Source organism: Xanthomonas sp. DAR 34887 (assembly GCF_041245805.1).
GTDB classification, from domain to species: domain Bacteria; phylum Pseudomonadota; class Gammaproteobacteria; order Xanthomonadales; family Xanthomonadaceae; genus Xanthomonas_A; species Xanthomonas_A tesorieronis.
The window spans coordinates 3,505,293-3,523,197 of sequence record NZ_CP162490.1 but is presented as its reverse complement, the minus strand read 5'-3'; the positions used below and the strand labels follow the sequence as shown (position 1 = coordinate 3,523,197).

The 17,905-nt window shown below is 70.6% G+C and carries 22 protein-coding genes; 7 read left to right on the top strand and 15 right to left on the bottom strand.

Annotation, left to right across the window (positions count from 1 at the left end; all coding sequences use genetic code 11):
• Positions 1-188 precede the first annotated feature (188 nt).
• A complete protein-coding gene (locus AB3X08_RS14815; RefSeq protein ID WP_369938542.1) occupies positions 189-992 on the top strand; it encodes an SGNH/GDSL hydrolase family protein in 804 nt (267 codons plus the stop codon).
• Positions 993-1,052: 60 nt separating this feature from the next.
• Here AB3X08_RS14815 and AB3X08_RS14810 read toward each other — a convergent pair whose 3' ends face one another.
• From AB3X08_RS14810 to AB3X08_RS14800, 3 genes are all read right to left on the bottom strand, one after another.
• A complete protein-coding gene (locus AB3X08_RS14810) occupies positions 1,053-1,370 on the bottom strand; it encodes a hypothetical protein (RefSeq protein ID WP_369933493.1) in 318 nt (105 codons plus the stop codon).
• A 101-nt stretch (positions 1,371-1,471) separates the two neighbouring features.
• The gene (locus tag AB3X08_RS14805; protein ID WP_369933491.1) at positions 1,472-2,182 is read right to left on the bottom strand and encodes an rRNA pseudouridine synthase; all 711 of its coding nucleotides are present in this window, start codon (positions 2,180-2,182) and stop codon (positions 1,472-1,474) included.
• A 69-nt stretch (positions 2,183-2,251) separates the two neighbouring features.
• The gene (locus tag AB3X08_RS14800; protein ID WP_369933489.1) at positions 2,252-2,758 is read right to left on the bottom strand and encodes a YgjP-like metallopeptidase domain-containing protein; all 507 of its coding nucleotides are present in this window, start codon (positions 2,756-2,758) and stop codon (positions 2,252-2,254) included.
• Positions 2,759-2,903: 145 nt separating this feature from the next.
• Here AB3X08_RS14800 and AB3X08_RS14795 point away from each other — a divergent pair, with 145 nt between their 5' ends.
• Both AB3X08_RS14795 and AB3X08_RS14790 read left to right on the top strand, forming a co-directional pair.
• A complete protein-coding gene (locus AB3X08_RS14795) occupies positions 2,904-3,440 on the top strand; it encodes a DUF2058 domain-containing protein (RefSeq protein ID WP_369933487.1) in 537 nt (178 codons plus the stop codon).
• A 110-nt stretch (positions 3,441-3,550) separates the two neighbouring features.
• The gene (locus AB3X08_RS14790) at positions 3,551-4,576 is read left to right on the top strand and encodes a hypothetical protein (protein ID WP_369933485.1); all 1,026 of its coding nucleotides are present in this window, start codon (positions 3,551-3,553) and stop codon (positions 4,574-4,576) included.
• A gap of 182 nt (positions 4,577-4,758) precedes the next feature.
• Here the strand turns inward: AB3X08_RS14790 and AB3X08_RS14785 are convergent, their stop codons facing one another.
• A complete protein-coding gene (locus tag AB3X08_RS14785) occupies positions 4,759-5,538 on the bottom strand; it encodes an SDR family NAD(P)-dependent oxidoreductase (RefSeq protein ID WP_369933483.1) in 780 nt (259 codons plus the stop codon).
• Positions 5,539-5,787: 249 nt separating this feature from the next.
• Here AB3X08_RS14785 and AB3X08_RS14780 point away from each other — a divergent pair, with 249 nt between their 5' ends.
• Together AB3X08_RS14780 and AB3X08_RS14775 are read left to right on the top strand one after the other, a co-directional pair.
• Positions 5,788-6,693, top strand: coding sequence for a LysR family transcriptional regulator (locus AB3X08_RS14780; RefSeq protein ID WP_369933481.1), 906 nt, complete (start codon positions 5,788-5,790; stop codon positions 6,691-6,693).
• Between the two features lie 120 nt (positions 6,694-6,813).
• Positions 6,814-7,080, top strand: a complete 267-nt coding sequence (locus tag AB3X08_RS14775) for a DksA/TraR family C4-type zinc finger protein (RefSeq protein ID WP_369933479.1) — start codon at positions 6,814-6,816, stop codon at positions 7,078-7,080.
• A gap of 246 nt (positions 7,081-7,326) precedes the next feature.
• Here the strand turns inward: AB3X08_RS14775 and AB3X08_RS14770 are convergent, their stop codons facing one another.
• From AB3X08_RS14770 to AB3X08_RS14730, 9 genes are all read right to left on the bottom strand, one after another.
• Positions 7,327-7,599: a DUF2789 domain-containing protein gene (locus AB3X08_RS14770; protein WP_369933477.1), complete on the bottom strand. Its 273-nt coding sequence runs from the start codon at positions 7,597-7,599 to the stop codon at positions 7,327-7,329.
• Between the two features lie 103 nt (positions 7,600-7,702).
• Positions 7,703-8,281, bottom strand: a complete 579-nt coding sequence (locus tag AB3X08_RS14765) for a mechanosensitive ion channel domain-containing protein (protein ID WP_369933475.1) — start codon at positions 8,279-8,281, stop codon at positions 7,703-7,705.
• A gap of 120 nt (positions 8,282-8,401) precedes the next feature.
• Positions 8,402-9,196 carry an EAL domain-containing protein gene (locus AB3X08_RS14760; protein ID WP_369933473.1) on the bottom strand — a complete coding sequence of 265 codons (795 nt, stop codon included), beginning with the start codon at positions 9,194-9,196 and terminating at the stop codon, positions 8,402-8,404.
• A gap of 96 nt (positions 9,197-9,292) precedes the next feature.
• Positions 9,293-9,493: a hypothetical protein gene (locus AB3X08_RS14755; RefSeq protein ID WP_369933471.1), complete on the bottom strand. Its 201-nt coding sequence runs from the start codon at positions 9,491-9,493 to the stop codon at positions 9,293-9,295.
• A gap of 19 nt (positions 9,494-9,512) precedes the next feature.
• On the bottom strand, positions 9,513-9,848 hold the full coding sequence (locus tag AB3X08_RS14750; protein WP_184411346.1) for a YkgJ family cysteine cluster protein: 336 nt from the start codon (positions 9,846-9,848) through the stop codon (positions 9,513-9,515).
• Entirely contained in the window at positions 9,845-10,525 is a 681-nt protein-coding gene (locus AB3X08_RS14745) for a class I SAM-dependent methyltransferase (RefSeq protein ID WP_369933469.1), read from the bottom strand. Before AB3X08_RS14745 ends, AB3X08_RS14750 begins: the two co-directional genes overlap by 4 nt.
• A 238-nt stretch (positions 10,526-10,763) precedes the next feature.
• A complete protein-coding gene (locus AB3X08_RS14740) occupies positions 10,764-12,122 on the bottom strand; it encodes an Hsp70 family protein (RefSeq protein ID WP_369933467.1) in 1,359 nt (452 codons plus the stop codon).
• A 146-nt stretch (positions 12,123-12,268) separates the two neighbouring features.
• Positions 12,269-12,739 carry an FKBP-type peptidyl-prolyl cis-trans isomerase gene (locus tag AB3X08_RS14735; protein ID WP_369933465.1) on the bottom strand — a complete coding sequence of 157 codons (471 nt, stop codon included), beginning with the start codon at positions 12,737-12,739 and terminating at the stop codon, positions 12,269-12,271.
• Positions 12,740-12,862: 123 nt separating this feature from the next.
• Positions 12,863-13,819 carry a cation diffusion facilitator family transporter gene (locus AB3X08_RS14730; protein ID WP_369933463.1) on the bottom strand — a complete coding sequence of 319 codons (957 nt, stop codon included), beginning with the start codon at positions 13,817-13,819 and terminating at the stop codon, positions 12,863-12,865.
• A gap of 101 nt (positions 13,820-13,920) precedes the next feature.
• On the opposite strand from AB3X08_RS14730, the gene AB3X08_RS14725 reads away from it, so the two are divergent.
• Positions 13,921-14,262: a zinc ribbon domain-containing protein YjdM gene (locus AB3X08_RS14725; RefSeq protein WP_369933461.1), complete on the top strand. Its 342-nt coding sequence runs from the start codon at positions 13,921-13,923 to the stop codon at positions 14,260-14,262.
• 131 nt (positions 14,263-14,393) lie between these two features.
• Here the strand turns inward: AB3X08_RS14725 and AB3X08_RS14720 are convergent, their stop codons facing one another.
• Both AB3X08_RS14720 and AB3X08_RS14715 read right to left on the bottom strand, forming a co-directional pair.
• A complete protein-coding gene (locus AB3X08_RS14720; RefSeq protein WP_369933460.1) occupies positions 14,394-15,605 on the bottom strand; it encodes an MFS transporter in 1,212 nt (403 codons plus the stop codon).
• The gene (locus tag AB3X08_RS14715) at positions 15,602-16,810 is read right to left on the bottom strand and encodes a serine hydrolase domain-containing protein (RefSeq protein ID WP_369933459.1); all 1,209 of its coding nucleotides are present in this window, start codon (positions 16,808-16,810) and stop codon (positions 15,602-15,604) included. The genes AB3X08_RS14720 and AB3X08_RS14715 overlap by 4 nt, the downstream gene beginning before the upstream one ends.
• A 112-nt stretch (positions 16,811-16,922) precedes the next feature.
• Between AB3X08_RS14715 and AB3X08_RS14710 the strand changes: the two genes are divergently transcribed.
• Entirely contained in the window at positions 16,923-17,804 is an 882-nt protein-coding gene (locus tag AB3X08_RS14710) for a LysR family transcriptional regulator (RefSeq protein WP_369933458.1), read from the top strand.
• Positions 17,805-17,905 lie beyond the last annotated feature (101 nt).

Genomic DNA, 17,905 nt, shown 5'->3' with positions numbered 1-17,905 from the left:
TACGGGCGGAGCCTCGCCAAGAGGAAGCGCAGGCATAACCGCGTACGCAACAACGCGGACATCGGCGCATCGACCATGCCCCGTGCACGCCGCCCCGTGCGTTCGGCAAACGCCGCCGAAGCCGCCAACCCGCGCGCAAGCGCACGATTTCGATTAGGGTGACGCGTTTCCCCGAAGTGGAGGTGATCGTGAAGCCCTTGTCGCGCGTCGCACTGTTGTCGCTGTGCCTGAGTCTCGCCCATCCCGCGTTCGCGCAGACCGCCGCGCCTGCCGCCGATGCGCTGCAGGGCAAGGTGGATGCGCTGTACACGCGCGCGCCCGACACGTTGCAGCCCAAGGAGGTGGCGGAACTGCAGAAGCGCCTGCTGGACTGGGCGCAGCTGGAGCGCTACCGCGCCGACAACGCCGCATTGGCGCCGCCGGCGGCGGGCGAACAGCGCGTGGTGTTCTACGGCGATTCGATCACCGATGCCTGGGGCCGCATGCAGGGCACCACGTTCTTCCCCGGCAAGCCCTACGTCAACCGCGGCATCTCCGGGCAGACCACCGCGCAGATGCTGGTGCGTTTTCGCCAGGACGTGATCGAGCTGAAGCCGGCGGCAGTGGTGATCCTGGCCGGCACCAACGACCTGGCCGGCAACACCGGCCTGACCACGCAGCACATGATCGAGGACAACCTGCGCTCGATGATCGAGTTGGCACAGGCCAACCACATCAAGGTGGTGCTGGCCTCGGTGCTCCCGGTCAGCGAGTACCCGTGGCGGCCAGGCCTGCAGCCGGCGGAAAAGGTCCGCGCGCTCAACGCCTGGATCGAGCAGTACGCGCAAAGCCACGGCGCGGTGTACCTGGATTACCACAGCAAGCTCAGCAACCGCCAGGGCGGCATGGACAAGGCGCTGGCCTACGACGGCGTGCATCCCACCGTCGCTGGCTATGCGGTGATGGCGCCGCTGGCGCAGCAGGCGGTCGAGCGCGCGCTGGCGCAGCCGTAGCGCGTTGCGGCGCAGGCGCGCGCCCGGATCGATCGATCCAGCTCGGGCCGCACCGTGGCGCTATGGCGCGGTGCCGGCGGGGGCGAGACTGCGGCCGGAGACCCGCCACAGCGAGGCGCTGGCACGGCGGCGATCCAGTGCGCGCAGCATCTGCTCGCCCCAGGTCGCGGCCAGCACCGCATCGCCGGGCGCCGCGGCGCCGCCGCCATTGCCGCGCAGGTCCAGGACCAGCAGTGCGGGCGTGTGGTGCCGCAGCGCGTCCGCCGCCGCGGCGATCGCGGCCAGCGTCGTTTCGAAGCCGGGATCGCCGGCATAGAAGGTCGGCAGGGTCAGTTTCCAGGCCTCGCGAGTGTCTGCCGTGCGCAGCGAGGCCTGCAATAGGCCGCAAGGCAGGGGGCTTCGTGCCGCCAGGCTCATCGCGCGAGACGACAGGGATGCGCGCGGTGGGGCGGCGCGTCACCGCTCCCGACCGCCGCCGCTCAGAAACGCTCGCCGCCCGGCAGATAGCGCCATTCGCCCGGTGCCAGCTTGCCCAACGGAATGCGGCCCACGCGCAGGCGCCGCAGGCTGATCGCTTCCAGTCCGACCTCGGCGCACATGTGCTGTAGCTGCCCGGGCTGCACGTGCTTGATCGCGAAGCGCAGGCGGTCCTCGTTCTGCCAGCTGACCTTGCACGGCGGCAGGCTGCGTTGCCGATAGACCAGGCCGTGCGCCAGCCGCAGCATGCCGTAGGGTCGCAGTTCGCCGCGCACCTCGACCACGAATTCCTGTTCGATCGAATGCGCGTCCTCGGTCAGGCGGCGCAACACGCGACCGTCCTGGCTCAGCACCAGCAGGCCGCTGGCCGCGTCTTCCAATGGCAGCGGCGCGTTCAGGCGCAGGAAGTGGCGTTTCAGCACGCGCACGTTGGCCATGTCCAAGGCGCTGCGCGTGTCCGGCCCGACCAGGGCCAGCGCGGCGTCCAGGTCCAGTCCGGCCGGCTTGTGCAGCAGCAATGTGGCCGGTTCGATCGCGCCGCGTTGCGCGTCGGCGGCCAGGGTCACCTGCTGCGTGGTCACCGGCGCCTGCGGTTCCTCGACCACCACACCGTCCACGCTGACCCAGCCGCCCTCGATGTACTGCTGCGCTTCGCTGCGCGAGCACGGCAGCATGGCGGCCACGTATTTGTCGAGGCGGGTAGGGGCGGACATCGAAAGGCTCGGCGATCGGGCAGGGCAGTGTACGTGCAGCCGTCGCCGCGCGGCCATGCGCGGCGCCGCTCAGCTGTCCGCGCGCCCGGCAAGATCGAGCTGGGTCAGATACAGGCGCAGATCGAATTCCAGCTGGTGGTAGTCCGGCGCCATGTGCGTGCACAGCTGGTAGAACGGCTTGTTGTGCGCGCTTTCCTTCAGGTGCGCCAGTTCGTGCGCCACGATCATCTGCAGGAACGCCGCCGGCGCGTCGCGGAACACGCCAGCGATGCGGATCTCGCGGCTGGCCTTGAGCCGGCCGCCCTGCACCCGCGAGATGCTGGTGTGCGTGCCGAGCGCGTGCTTCACCGCCTGCAGCCGGTTGTCGTAGATCACCTTGTGCAGCGGCTCGGAGCTTCGCATGTGGCGGTCCTTCAACGCCAGCGTGTAGTCGTACAGCTGGCGGTCGTTGCGCACCGGATTGGGCGTGTCGTAGCGCTTGCGCAGCCATTCGCCGAGGCGGTCGCGCGCGATCAGTTCGCGGACCTGGTCCTGCACATGCGGCGGGTAGCCGACGAGGTATTTCAGCGCTTGCATGGCGCCACGATAGCGCGGCATGGCCGCCGGCACGAGCCGTGGCCGCCGCCGGCACGAGCCGTGGCCGCCGCCGCGCAGCCGCGGCCAGGGCCGGTCGCAACGGGTAAGATGGCGGCCAACGTCTTGGATCGACTGGATTTTCCCGATGCGCAATCCCTTGCAGGAACAACTGCTCAAGGCCGGCCTGGTGAAGAAGAACCAGGTGGCGCAGGTCGCGCGCGAGCAGGCCAAGGCGCGCCACGGCAAGGCGCCGCCGCCGCCCAGCGCCGAGCAGCTGGAGAGCGAGCGGCTGCGGCTGGAGCGGGTGGAGCGCGACCGCGCGCTGGCCGCCGAGCGCAACGCGCAGGCGCGGGCCCAGGAGCAGCGCGCGCAGGCGCGGCAGATCGTGGACAGCAACAAGCTCAAGGCCGATGGCGAGATCGACTACCACTTCACCGATGCCGGCAAGATCCAGCGGTTGCGGGTCGACGCGGCCTTGCGCGCGCAGCTGATCAGCGGTGCGGTGGTGATCGCGCGGCTGGACGCGGGCTATGTGCCGATCCCGCGCGCGGTGGTGGAGAAGGTCGCCAGCCGGGATCCTGCGGCGATCGTGCTCGACACCACGCAGGCCGCGTCGGCGGCAGGCGACGAGGACGACGCGTACTACAGCCGCTTCCAGGTGCCGGACGACCTGATCTGGTAGCCGGCGGCTTGCGGCCTTCCGGCCGCTGCGCCGCGGCGGCTGCATAGCACTAGGCGCCGGCAGCGATCGCATGCGGCGCCATCGCCATCGCGTTACCGGAGTGCCTGCCGATGCCGCATCGACGTTCATTCTCGCCGTACGCCATCCGCTTCGCCGCAGCGCTGTCGTTGGCAATGGCCGCATGCGCTGCAATCGCCGCGCCTGCCGATGCGCCGGTGGATGCGCTCACCGTCCGCGTCGGCATCGACGATGCCGAGCGCTTCGTGCAGGTGTTCGAGGCCGCGCATGGTCGGCCCACCGCGGGCCAGTTGCAGCACGGCTACCTGGCGCCCGGCGGCATCGGCGTGCAGCTGTTCACGCCGGACCGGATCGTCGACGCGGCGCATCTGGCGCAGGCCGTCGCCGCCGATCCGGACAAGTACCGGCATGCGATCGCGGTGTGCCTGCCGCAGGCGCGCCGTGCCGATGCCGATCTGCGCGCGATCTACCTGGCCTACGCCGGGCTGTGGCCGCAGGCGCGCCTGCCGCCGGTGGTGGCGCTGTTCGGTGCCGGCAATTCCGCCGGCAGTGCCGATGCGCGCGCGCAGGTGATCGGCCTGGAGGCGGCGTGCGCCGGCATCGACCAGCCCGAGGCGTTCCGCGCGCGCCTGCGCCATCTGTTCGCGCACGAAACCCTGCATGCCCTGCAGCCGGCGCTGAGCGAGGACGACCCGGCTCGCCGCGATCTGCTGGTATGGGCGCTGCGCGAAGGCGCGGCCAATTTCGTCGCTGCGCTGGTCACCGGCGGCGATCCGGGCGGCGCGGACAACGCCTGGGCGATGCCGCAGGAAGCCGCGCTGTGGCGGCAGTTCCGCGCCGATCGGCAGACCTTGCTCGCGCATTGGCCGGCGCATGCCGACCCCGATGCGCAAGGCCAGCAGGCCGCGCTGCGCTGGTTCTGGAACAACGGCAGTGCGCCGCCGGGCTGGCCGTCGGAGCTGGGCTACTGGATCGGCCAGCGCGTGCTGCTGGCCTATTACCAGGGCCAGACGGACAAGCGCGCGGCGCTGCGCACGCTGCTGGAACTGCGCGATCCCGAGCAGATCCTGCGCGACAGCGGCTACGACGGGCAGGTTCCGGCCGCGATGCACGACTGACCCGCGGCTGGTGCAGCCCGCCACGCTGCAGCTGCGGCCCCCCGGTATGGCCGCCTCGCGCCACGATGATCGACGCCAGGAGGCAACCGGGCAGGCCTAATGCGCTGTACGCGCCGACGTGGACGCTGCACTGCGAACGGATTGGCGACCTCGGGCCGCAGCCTCCGCGCGCCGCGCCTGCGTCACACGATGGTCGGAGTGATGCCGCCGTCCACGCGCAACGCCGCGCCGTTGGTCGCGGCCGACAACGGGCTCGCCACGTAAGCGACCAGGCTGGCGACCTCTTCGGGCTCGATCATGCGCTGGATCAGCGAGCTGCCGCGTTCCTTGGCGAAATACTCGCGCTCCATGTCCGCGGGCGGCATGTCCGGGTCGCTGGCGACGCTGCGCATGAAGTCCTCGATGCCAGCCGAGCGCGTGGTGCCGGGCAGCACCGCGTTGACGGTGACGCGGGTGCCCTTGGTGGTCGCCGCCAGGCCACGCGAGATGGCCAACTGCGCGGTCTTGGTCATGCCGTAATGGATCATGTTGGGCGGCACCAGCACCGCGCTTTCGCTGGAGATGAAGATGATCCGGCCCCAGTCGCGCGCCAGCATGCCGGGCAGGTAATGCCGCGCCAGGCGCGCGCCGCTGAGGACGTTGATTTCGAAGAAGCGCAGCCAGTCCGCATCGCTGATCTCGCCGAATTCCTTGGATTCGTAGATGCCCAGGTTGTTGACCAGCACATCGACCTGCGGCACCGCGGCGGTGAGCGCTGCGGCGCCTTGCGCGGTCGCCGGGTCGGCCAGCACGCTGCGCACGCGGCCGCCGATGCTGGCGGCGGCCGCGTCCAGATTGGCCTGGTTGCGGCCGCAGATGATCAGCGCGGCGCCTTCGGCGGCGAGCGCGCGGGCGATGGCCAGGCCGATGCCGGCGGTGGCCCCGGTGACGAGGACGGTCTTGCCGTCGAGTTGCAGGTCCATGAGGTGATCCTTCTTCGGTGAGATGGGGGCGGTGCGGCGCTGGCCGCATCGGCGGAATTGGCTGTGGTGCGGCGCGCTACGGCTGCCGGTGCGGCATTCGCGCTGCTGCCGGGCGTGGTCGCGGCTGCTCGCTCGCTTCTGGCACCGTCTGCAGCTCAGTTGAGAAGGGCCAAGATAGGCCGCGGCGACAGGTTTGATAATCCGCCAGGCCTGCTTATGATCTGTGAAGCGAATTCACAGGTTGGCGCAATGGACAATCGGGCCGGCGAAATGCAGGTGTTCCTGCGGGTCGTGGATGCCGGCAGTTTTTCCGCGGCGGCACGCCTGCTGCGGATGACCCCGTCGACGGTCAGCAAGCTGATCGGCCGTATCGAGGCGCGGCTGGGCGTGCGCCTGCTGGAGCGTTCGACCCGGCGCCTGTCGCTGACCGCCGAAGGCCAGGTCTACTACGAGCGCAGCCAGTCGCTGCTCGCCGAACTCGACGACGTGGAGCGCGACCTCGGGCGTGGCGCGGCCAGCGCCGGCGGCAGCGTGCGGGTGAATGCCTCGGTGGCGTTCGGCATTCTCGGCCTGGAACCGCTGCTGCCGGCATTCTGGCAGGCGCATCCGCAGATCGTGGTCGATCTTTCGTTGTCCGACGAAATGGTCGATCTGTATCTGGACCGCACCGACGTCGCATTCCGCGTCGGCGCCCTGCAGGATTCGAGCATGATGGCGCGGCGTGTCGGCGTGGCGCACCGCAAGATCGTCGCTGCGCCTGCGTATCTGGCGCGTCACGGCACGCCACGCAACATCGATGCGCTGGCGCGGCACAGCTGCCTGGGCTTCAATTTCCGCCGTGCCGCACCGGTGTGGCCGCTCGCGCACAGCGGCCGTATCGTCGATCGCACGGTGCACGGCGCGCTGCTCGCCAACAATGGCGAAACGGTGCGGCGCATGGCCGTCGCCGGCATCGGCCTTGCCCGGCTGGGCGATTATCACGTGCGCGAGGATCTTGCCGCGGGCCGCCTGGTGGAAGTGCTGCAGGACGCGGTGGAAGGCGATACCGAGGAGATCCATGCGCTGTATCGCGGCGGCCCGCGCCTGCCGCAGCGCGTGCGCCTGTTCCTGGATTTCGTGGTGCCGCGCTTGCAGCGGTTTCTGGCGCAACGCTAGGCATCGCCGCGAGGCGGGAAGGGGGCCTGCGTGAATACCCAAGCAATGTGAAGGCGCCCGCCATTGAATCGACTGGCGCCGGCCGCATCATCGAAGACAGGCGACACAGGAGAGACGGCGATGGCCACAGGCTGGGCGAACGACGGCGCGGTGCAGGACCAGATCGATGCGACCGTCGAAGATGCGATCAAGCGTGCGCGCAGCCAGCTGCCGCAGGGGCCGAGCCTGGAGCGGTGCGAGGACTGCGATGCGCCGATTCCCGAGGCACGGCGCAAGGCGGTGCCGGGCGTGCGCCTGTGCGTGGCCTGCCAGGAAGTGCACGACCACGAACAGCACGAGCACAGCGGCTACAACCGCCGCGGCAGCAAGGACAGCCAGCTGCGCTAGGGCGCGCCTTCCATTCCCGCGTAGGTCGCGTTGGGTCTGTCAGGTCGCCAGCCGCTGCCGCGTGGCGCAGCGCCTGACTGGCGGTCAGGTCAAGCCGCGCCCGGCTGGGGGCCTGACCGGCCCAACACGCAGGGCCGCTGTTGCGTGTGCGCGCTGCCGTCTCAGCGCGCGGGGGACACGCGCTCGTTCAATCCGACGTGTAGGAGCGGTGCGATCCGCTTGGGAATGGATGGCGTCCCTGGGCGCTCAGTCGTCGTTGGCGGCGTCGCTGACCGGCGGCACCGGCCGCGCGTGCAGGGCGATGTTGAGTTGATCGACCACCATCGCCCAGTCTGCGTCGTCGATGCGCTCCTCGCGCAGCAGCTGCGCCTGGGCCGGTGTCCAGAACGGCGCTTCCTCCAGCCGCATGGTGTCCGGCAGCGGCGAGTGGCGGCCGATGAACTGGCGGATCTCGGTTTCGCTAGTGGGCAGGCCCAACTGGGCGAACAGCTCGGCGAACGGGTGGACGGGTTGTTCCATGGGGCACCTTGTCGAAGAGGGGGCGTGCGCCGCGAGGCAGCACACGGACCAGGCACGATAGCCTGCGTGCGATCAGTGTCTTGTTAGGACGTGCGCTTGCGCGCTAACCCAGCCCCGGCGGCAGCGGGTGGCCGCGCCAGCGTCGCGTGCTGCGCTGGAAGAACAGGCTGTTGGGAATCTGCAGCACGCTGTCGCCCGCGTCGCCGCGGTCCTCGCGCAGCGTGGTGTAGATCAGGTTGATATCCACCACCTGGCCCTTGAGCCCGGGTTTTTCGCCGTTCTCGAGCAGTTCGATGTGGTCGTGCAGGCGGAACGGCCGGGTGGCGAAGATCAGCAGCGTGCAGAAGATGTTCGACAGCACGCTCCAGGCCGCGAAGAACGCCACCGCCGCCACCGCCGCGAAACCGGTGAACGCGGTCCACAGCACCGTGCCGGACACGCCGAGCCGGTCCAGGATCAGCAGCAGCGCGGTGGTGTAGATCACGAAGCCGCTGCCGCGGCGCGCCAGCATCGTCAGTTCGGGCGGCAAGGCGTGGTGCTCGCTCAGTCGCCGCACCAATCGCCGCAGCAAGCTGCGCAACAGCCATGCGCCGAGCACGATCAGCGCGATCTGCGCGCCCGGCACGATCAGATCCAGCCAGCGGTGGACCGAGGGCGGCAGCAGGGTGTGGAGCGAGGACATCGGCGGGTTCGGCATGACGGGGAGGCGCGATGGTCGCAATCGTCGCCGCATCGGGCAAGTGTGGCAGGCGCCATCGTCGCCACGCCGGCGTTGCAGCGCATGCGCGCTGCCGGGCGTCGCTCAGGCAGCGTGTTCCAGGCTGTCCCAGCGTTCGGCGGAAATCTCCGGCAGCGCCTCCAGCGCAGGCGTCGCGAACAGGAAACCCTGGTACAGGTCGATGCCCAACGCGCGCAGCGCGCGGTATTCGGCGGGCGTTTCCACGCCCTCGGCAAGCACCTGGCAGCCCAGCGCCGCCGCCATGCCGGCGATGCCGGCGACGATGTGCCGGCGCGGCGCGCTGCTATCGATGTCGCGGATCAGCGCCATGTCCAGCTTGAGCAGATGCGGCTGGAAATCGGCGAGCAGGTTGAGCCCGGAATGGCCGGCGCCGAAATCGTCGATCGCGGTCAGGAAACCGCGCTGCGCGTAGTCGCGCAGGATCCGCACCACCTTGGGCAGGTCGTGGATGCGCTCGGACTCGCTCAGCTCGAAGATCAGATCGCCGGTCGGCACGCCGTAGCGCTCGGCCGCAGCCAAGGTCAGGCGGATGCAGGTCGCCGGTTCGTAGACCGCATTGGGAATGAAATTGATCGACAGCCGGGTGCGCAGGCCCAGCCGCGCCGCGGTGGCGATCGCCTGTACCCGGCAGGTCTGGTCGAAACGGTACAGCTGCCGCGGGCCGACCCGCGCCAGCACCGCGGCCGCACCGCCGCCGTCCTCGCCGCGAACCAGCGCTTCGTAGGCGTAGACCGTGCGCGTGCGTGCATCGACGATCGGCTGGAACGCCATGCGAATGCCGAAGTCGAGCGGTTCGCCATCGCGGCAATTGCCGCAGGCCGGCTGGCCCAGTTCAGCGCAGAGGGATCGCAGGAGCATGCCGTGCGTCTGCCGCAGCCGAAGGGGCCTGGATTATCGTCCGGCGCCGTGAAGGCGGCGCCGACATCGCCTGCGGCGGTACCGCAGCGCGCATGCTCAGCCGGCTTCGGCTTCGTCGACTTTCTTCAGCACGCGGGTGGTGCCGAGCACTTCGACGCGGCCGCCGGCCTTGCGGAACGCGGCCATGTCGGCCTCGATCCGCTCGCGGCTGAGGCCTTTCTGCGCCTTGTCGCCGCCGGCGCTGCTGCGTGCGGTCTTGGCGGTCGGGGGCGGGGTCTTGCTGGTGGGACGTGCCATGGTGAATCTCCTGCAGTCATCAGTACATCGTCAGGGGAATGCCGCGCGCCAACTGATCGTTGTGGATGCGGCGGATGTCGCGGCAATACGGGCCGGCCATCGTGAACTTGCGGCAGATCGCCGGGCGCTGTTCGTAGATCGAGCAGCACATGCGCTTGCTGTCCACCGCCACGCACCAGCCGTCCTCGTCGCGGGCCATCACGTGCAGGCCTTCGGCGGTATGCTCGGTGTAGTGCTCGGGCACCTTGTCCTCGGGCATCAGCAGCACGGTCAGGCGGCAGCAGATCGCATCGCAGCGATCGCAGGCGACGGACGTTTCGGCCGGGACATGCGGCGTTGCCGGTTGCGCGCTCAAGCGGCGCCGCCGGCAGGCGCGGCGTCGCGCCGGAAGTGCAGCACGCGGCCGCGGTAGGGCGGCACATCGTCCGGACCCAGCGGCATTTCGCGCTGTTCGCTGAGCGCGTAGCCCTGCGTGGCCAGCGCGCGGGTCAGCGCGGCGCTGTTGCCGCGGCCCGGATCGGCGATCAGCACTTCCGCGCTCGCCGTGGCATGCCGCTCCAGCAATTCGGCCAGCAGTGCCGGATGCTGGTGTTCGTACAGCACGTCGCTGCCGATGATCACGTCGAAACGGCCCAGCTCGGGGTTGGGTTGGTCCCAGTCGAGGCGGCGGTACGGCACCGCGGGCAGATCGTTGAGCGCGGCGTTGTAGGCCAGGAACACTTCGGTCAGCGGATGCCGGTCGCTGGCGACGATGTCGGCGCCGCGGCGGCGCAGCACCAGGCTGGCCAGGCCGAGGCCGCAGCCGATCTCGAGGATGCGCTTGCCGCCGAAGTCGTACAGCGCCATCGCTTCGGCGAGCAGCCGTCCGGCCGGCCACACGTTGCCGAACAGACTCCATTGCGCCGAGGAAATGCCAGCCGCTTCGGCCTGCGCGTCGGGATCGGAGAACTGTTGGGTATCGAGCAGCGAGCGGATGCGATAGTCCTGGCCGCCCAGGTTGAGCGTGGTGATCTGGGTGGTGTAGCCGGACACAGGCGCTCCCGGTGGGTCCGGCCCGAAGCGGGACGGAGGCTGGCGCGAGAAGAGGAGCGAGTCGGGCGACAGAAACGGCCGGACGAGACGCGTGTAGAAACGTGACGCTGAAGCGTGACCGCGCATATTACGCCAGTCGCGCCCCTTGCGTATGAACGGAAGCTGCGCTAGCGATTTGCACACGCGCGGCCGGGCCGGCGCGCGCGGCGGCGAAGTTGACGCAACGCTGCCTGCGTGGTCAGCGTTGCGCGGCGGCCAGCGCCAGGCCCTGGACCACGCCGAACGAGGGATCGCCGTGCACCAGGCGCGCCTGCGGGAACGCGGCGGCGACCACCTGCTGGATGTAGCCGGCGCGCGACATGCCGCCGGTCAGGAACACCGCGGCCGGATCGCCGTCGATATCGCTGCGGACCTGCGCGAGCAGTTCGCCCAGCGCTTCCAGATAGCTGCGTGCGGCGTGGGTCAGCTCGTCGGCGCGCACCTGCACCTGCAGCCCGGCTTCGATGTAGTCCAGCGCCTCTTCGTGCTGCGCGCTGTCGCTGAGGCGGATCTTGCTGCGCTCCACCGCGCGGTACAGGCGCGCGGTGTTGCCGGTGTCCTGCAGCGCCTGCAGCCGCCTGTCGTACGGGTGCGGCACTTCGTCGTAGCGGTGCTGGCGGAAATCGCGCTGGCGGGTGGTGTCCTGCACCATCGCCGCTTCGACGTAATGGTGCGCCGGCACGCGCGTGCTGCCGCGGCCGAACAGCGGCATGTAGCTGGCAAGGCTCAGCGCCAGGTCGATGTCGGTGCCGCCGCGGGCGATGCCCCACGCGCGATGCACCTGCGGCGCGCCGGCGCCGCCGACGCTGGCGTGGGCGATGTCGGTGGTGCCGCCGCCGATATCCACCACCACCGCCTCGTGGCGCGCGTCGCTGCCGGCGTGGTAATGCATCGCCGCGGCGGCGGGTTCTTCCAGGAACTCGATGTCGTCGAAACCGGCGGCGATCGCGGCGCTGTGCAGGATCTGCAGCGCCTGCGCGTTGCCGGCCTCGCCGATCGAACTGCGGAACTGCACCGGTCGCCCGAGCAGCGCGCTGCGCACCTGCAGGCCGAGTTGCTGCGAGGCGGTCAGGCGGATGTGCTCGAGGATATGGGTGGCGATGCCGGTGATGGTCTGCTTGGCGCGCGGATGCAGGTTGTAGCCGAGCATCGATTTGGGACTCTGCACCAGGCTGCCTTCGCCTTCGACGAAATACGCATCCAGCGCCGCGTCGCCGTACACCGCGTTCTGCAGCAGCGCCGCGGAACTGCGCGGCTCGCGCATCTGCGCCTCCATCCATTGCCGGCGCACCACCCGGATCGCGTCGCGGCGCAGGTCGTCGCGGCTGCGCTCGCGGCCGGCCGCCGCCGCATCGCGGCGCCCGGCCTCGATCAGCTCGTCCACCTGCCGCTCCAGCACTGGGGTCAGTTCGAAATCGGAGGGGTCGCGCATCACCTCGGGGAAGTACACCGTGGTGCGGAACTGGTGCTGGTCGCCGAAGCCGATCGGCACCACGCGGCCATCGATCACCGCGGCGGCGGCGGAGTTGCTGGTACCGAAATCGATGCCGAGTCTCATGTCGCTGCGGGGCCGGGCAGGGGGCCGCGCACTGTGCGGCAAGCCGCAGCGCGGCGCAAGCCGGCGCCGGCCGCTGCTGCCGTTGCCGCACAATGCACGAGGCCCGCGATTGCGGGCCTCGTGCGGGTACAGCCGGATGCCAGCGGTTACAGCGCGGCGCCCGCGTGGCCCTGGTTCTTTTCCTGCTCGGTGGCATCGCGCACGCCGGCCACTTCCACCGCGAAGTGCAGCACCTGCCCGGCCAGCGGGTGGTTGCCGTCGATGGTCACCAGCTCCGCGCCGACCTCGGTGACCGTGACCAGCAGCGGGCCCTGGTCGGTCTGCGCCTGGAACTGCATGCCCGGCTGCAGGCCCTCGGCATCCGGGAACGAGCTGCGCGGCACCTGCTGTTGCAGTTGCTCGTGGCGCGGGCCGTAGCCTTCGGCCGGAATCACGTCGACCTGCACGCGTTCGCCGGGACGCTTGCCGGTCAGCGCCTTTTCCAGCCCCGGCACGATGTTGCCGGCGCCGTGCAGATAGCTCAGCGGATTGTCCGGCGAGGATTGATCGATCACCTCGCCGGCATCGTCGGTCAGGGTGTAGTGGATGGTGGCGACAAGGCCATTGGCGATCTCCATGGGAAACCTCATTCAGTAGGAAGTGGGATACGCCGGCACAGTCACAGCGCGATGAGAGGTGCTACCTGGATACCCTAACGAAAAGCGGCGGCGGACCGCAAGTCGGCGCGCCGGACCGCGCGTTCAGGCAGGTGGCGGTGCGCGCAACGCGCTGCGTCGCGCCTGCCAGGCTTCGGGCGTTTGCGGTTTGACGAACAGCGACTGCAATTCCGGGTGTTCGGCACGCGCGGCGCGTTCGATGCGCTCGATGCAGGCCTCGATCTGCGCGGTGCTGCGCTGGTCCTCGAATTCGGCGCTGAGCGCGGCGACCACCTGCTCGGGGCCCATCTGCACGCTCAGCACGCCGTTGACCGCGCGCACGTCCGGATCGGCGCTGGCGATGCGGCGCAAGGCATCGCTCAGCGGCCGCGCCGCCGGCTCGCCGATCAGCAGGCCCTTGGTCTCGCGCGCCAGCACGAAGGCCGAGCAGGCCAGCACGGCCGCGATACCGATCGAAGCCACGCCGTCCAGCTCGGGCATCCGCAGCCACTGCGCGGCCAGCAGGCCCAGCAGGGCGATGCACAGGCCGATCAGCGCGGCGCTGTCTTCCAGCAGCACGGTGAACAGGCTCGGGTCCTTGCTTTCGCGAAACGCCTGCACGTAGCCCATGGCGCCCTTGCGCGCACGGAACTCGCGCAGCGACACCCACCACGAGGCGCCCTCGAACAGCATCGACAGGCCCAGCACCACGTAGTTGAGGGTGTGGTTGCTGGCCGGCTCCGGATTGCGCACATGCGCGATGCCCTGGTAGAGCGACACGCCGGCGCCGAGCGCGAACACCAGCAGGGCGACGATGAAACTCCAGAAGTACAGCTCGCGTCCGTAGCCGAACGGATGGCCGGCATCGGCGGGCCGCGCGGCGCGGCGCAGGCCGTACAGCAGCAACAGTTCGTTGACGGTATCGACCAGCGAATGCACGCCTTCGCTGAGCATCGCCGAACTGCCGGACAACGCGGCGGCGACGAACTTGGCGATGGCGATGGCCAGATTGCCGGCGAGCGCGGCATAGATCGCGAAGCGGGAACCGGAAGCGGCGGACATGGGATTCCTGCGGGAAGAGCGGCCGGGGTCGCGGCACGCGGCGGCGTGGAGCGGGCGGCTACAATAGGCGCCCTCCCGTCGTCGCCGTATCAAGGAATCTCATGTCCGCCGCACCCGCCTGCCCGCAATGCACCCTGCAGAACACCTATGTCGACGGGGCGCTGTGGATCTGCGCCGACTGCGGCTACGAGTGGCCGGCGGCGGCGGACACCGCCACTGCCGCGACGACGGTGGTGCGCGACAGCAACGGCAACGTGCTGCAGGCCGGCGACACCGTGGTGGTGATCAAGGACCTGAAGGTCAAGGGATCGTCGATCCCGCTGAAGCAGGGCACGGTGATTCGCGGCATCCGCCTGGTCGAGGACGATGCCGAGCACATCGAAGGCAACTCGGACAAGATCAAGGGCCTGGTGCTGAAGACCTGCTTCCTGCGCAAGGCCTGAGCCGCTGCGCAAAAAAGCGCGCCGCAGCCGTCGCGCGCGCTGCATGCAGAGGCGAGCGGCGCGCAGCGCACGGCGGCCGTTGCGCGTGCGCCGACGCCTCGGACGGCAGCCGCGTCGGCCGCGCCGCCCGCTCAATCGCCGGCATCGGCCCAGCCGTGCCGGCGCTGCGCAAACGCCCACGCCAGCACCAGCAGCGCCAGCGCCAGCCACGGCAGCGCGGCGGCGCCGGAACGCTGCAGCAGCATGCCGCCGAACACGCCGGCGCCGGCGATCGCCAGGTTCCAGCCGGTGACCACCAGCGACTGGGCCAGATCGGCGGCGTCGCCGGCACGGCGCGCGATCGCGGTCTGGAACAGCGTGGCGCAGCCGCCGAACGCCACGCCCCAGGCCGCCAGCGCCGCGGCCAGCAGCGACGGCGAGCGCGGCCACAGCGCCATCGCCAGCACGGCGAGCGCGAATAGGCCGATGCTGGCAAGCAGCAGCGGCCGCATCCAGCGATCGATCCACACGCCGACCGCGGCGATGCCCAGCAGCGAGGCGATGCCGAACAGCAGCAGGTAGCGGTCCAGCGCGGCCGCCGCGGTCGACAGCGCGAGCAGCGGCGCCACATAGGTGTAGAGCAGGTTGTGCGCGAGCACGAACAGCAGCATCACCGTCAGCACCTGGGCGATGCCGCGCAGACGCAGCACGCGGCGCAGCGGCAGCGCCGCGGTCGCCGCCTGGCCGGCCAAGTCGGGCAGCGCGGCGCGGGCCCAGCCGAGCAGGCCCAGGCCCAGCAGCGACATCGCGCCGAACGTCCAGCGCCAGCCCCACTGCTGCCCGAGCAGGGTGCCGGCCGGCACGCCCAGCGCCAGCGCCAGCGGCGTGCCGAGCATCGCCACCGCGATCGCGCGGCCCTGCTGCGCCGGCGCCACCATCCGGCTCGCATAGCCGGCCAGCAGCGCCCACAGCAGCCCGGCGCTGACGCCGGCGAGCAGTCGCGCGGCCAGGGTCAACGGATAGCTGGCCGATACCGCGGTGACCGTGTTGGCCAGCGCGAAGCCGGCGATGGCGAGCAGCAGCAACGGGCGCCGGCGGTAGCGCCGGGTGGCGGCCGTGAGCGGGACCGCCGCCAGCAGCGAGCCGAGCGCGTAGACGCTGACCAGTTGGCCGACCCAGGCTTCGCCGACGCCCAGCCCGGCCGCCATCTGCGGCAGCAGGCCGGCCGGCAACGCTTCGGTGAGAATGGTGACGAAGCCGGCGCAGGCCAGCGCGAGCAGGCCGCTCCAGGGCAGGCGCCGGGTTGCCGGCGGCGCGATCGCAGCGGATGCGGCCGGGCACGGCGCGAGGCAGTCGCCGCTCATGCCGGTACCCCGCGCAGGCTGGCATAGACCGCGTCGCGCAACTCGACCACGAACGCACCGGACATGCCTTCGTACAAGGTGTTGGTCAACGCCACCACGCTCAGTTGCCGCGCCGGATCGACGAACCATGCGTGCCCGTAGGCGCCGCCCCAGCGCCAGGTGCCGGGCGCTTCCGGGGTCGCGGTCGGCGCGGGATCGCGGAGCACCGCAAAGCCCAGGCCGTAGCCCCAGCCGGGTCCGTCCGGCGGGCCGAAGTCGCCGGCCTGTGCGCGGCCCATCTCGGCTACCAGTGCGGCCGGCAGCAGCGGCGCGCCGCCGCCGCGCAACGTCTCCAGCAGGCGCAGCACGTCGTCGGCGTTGCCGACCATGCCGGCGCCGGCGGAGGCGAACGCGTCGCGGTCCAGCGCGCGCGAGGGATGGAACACGATGCCGGCACCATCGGGGAACGGCGCGACGACTTCGCCTTCGCCCAGTCGATGCGGCGCCGGGGCGTCGTTGACGTAGGGTACGGCCAGGCTTGCCGCGTCCTCGGCATGGAAGGCGGTGGCATGCATGCCCAGCGGCGCGGTGACCAGTTCGCGCACCAGTGCCGGCAAGGACTGGCCGCTGGCCGCCTGCAGCACCGCGCCGGCGACATCGATCGACAGCGAATAGCCCCAGCCGCTGCCGGGCGCGTACTGCAGCGGCACTGCGGCGAGGCGGCGCAGGTTGTCTTCCAGGCTCAGGCCGCTGTTGTCCATGCCGTCGGAGACGCCGGCACGCGCATGCGCGCCGTCCGCCGGTTCCAGGAAGCGGTAGCCGAGCCCGGCGCTGTGGCTGAGCAATTGGCGCAGGCTGATGTCCGGCACCCGGCCGTCGGCCAATGCGGGACGGAACCACGGCAGCCAGCGCGCGATCGGCGCATCCAGATTCAGGCGACCCTGCGCCACCAGCGCCAGCGCCGCGGTGGCGACAATCAGTTTGCTGACCGAGGCCAGGCGGAACACGGTGTCCTCGCGCATCGGCCGCTGCGCCTCGCGGTCGGCCCAGCCGGCGGCGCGGCGGTAGACGCAGCTGCCGCGGTGGGCGACAAGCACCACGGCGCCGACCAGCCGCTGCTGGCGCAGCGCGGCATCAATCGCGGCATCCAGCGGCGCGGCGTGCTGCGGCGAAAGCGCCGGCGCATGGGCCGGGGCAGGGGGGGCGACGGCGGAGGACGTGGACATCGGCGCAACTCGTGGAGGAGGGAGGTGCAGCGTGGACGCATGCCGATTGCGGAAAAAGACGGGTAGAGTTCCTGGCTGCGAGGACACGAATGTCCGCAATGGTGGCGGTGCGATGGACAGTCTGGGCGGCCTGCGTGGCTTCGTACAGGTGGTGGAGAGCGGCGGTTTCGCCGAGGCCGGGCGGGTGCTGGGCGTGTCCGCGTCGGCGGTCGCCAAGAGCGTGGCGCGGCTGGAGCAGTCGCTGGGCGTGCGCCTGTTCCATCGCAGCACCCGCAGCCTGACCCTGACCGCCGAGGGTCAGCTGTTCCTGGTGCGCTGCCGGCGCATCCTGGCCGAGGCCGAGGCGGCGCGCGGTGAACTGAGCAGCCTCGCCGGGACGCCGAAAGGGCGGCTGCGGATCAGCCTGCCAATGAACAACAACAACGTGCTGCTGCCGGCGCTGGCCGATTTCATGTGCGCCTACCCGCAGATCCAGCTCGACCTGGATTTCGACGACCGCCTGGTGGATGTGATCGAGGAAGGTTTCGATGCGGTACTGCGCGTCGCCGAGCCGGACGATTCGAGGTTGGCCTCGCGGCGGCTGGGCAGCTTCCGGCGTTGCCTGGTCGCCTCGCCGGACTACCTGCAACGCTACGGGACGCCGCAGCGTCCGGCGGACCTGGCCGCGCACCAGTGCCTGCACTACCGGTTCCGCAGCAGCGGGCGCCTGGAGGCGTGGCCGCTGGGCGCCGCGGCGGCGGGCCTGCAACTGCCGGTCTCGATGGTCTGCAACAACATCGAGACGCGGCTGAGCCTGGCGCTGCGCGGCTGCGGCATCGCTTTCCTCCCCGAGCATTCGGTGCGCGCGGAACTGGCGGCCGGCAGCTTGCGCACCGTCCTCGACGAGCACGTCGATTCCATCGGCACCTTCCACCTGCTGTGGCCGTCGGGCCGGCACATGTTGCCGAAACTGCGCGTGTTCATCGATTTTCTCGGCGAGCGGCTCACCCTTTAGATCCTGGCGCGAGGTCCTGGCGCGGCCTGCGCGCCGCCCTGGCCGCGGCTATGATGCGGACGGGTGCCGGGGGGCGCCGCCCAACGAAGGAGCAGGGGGAG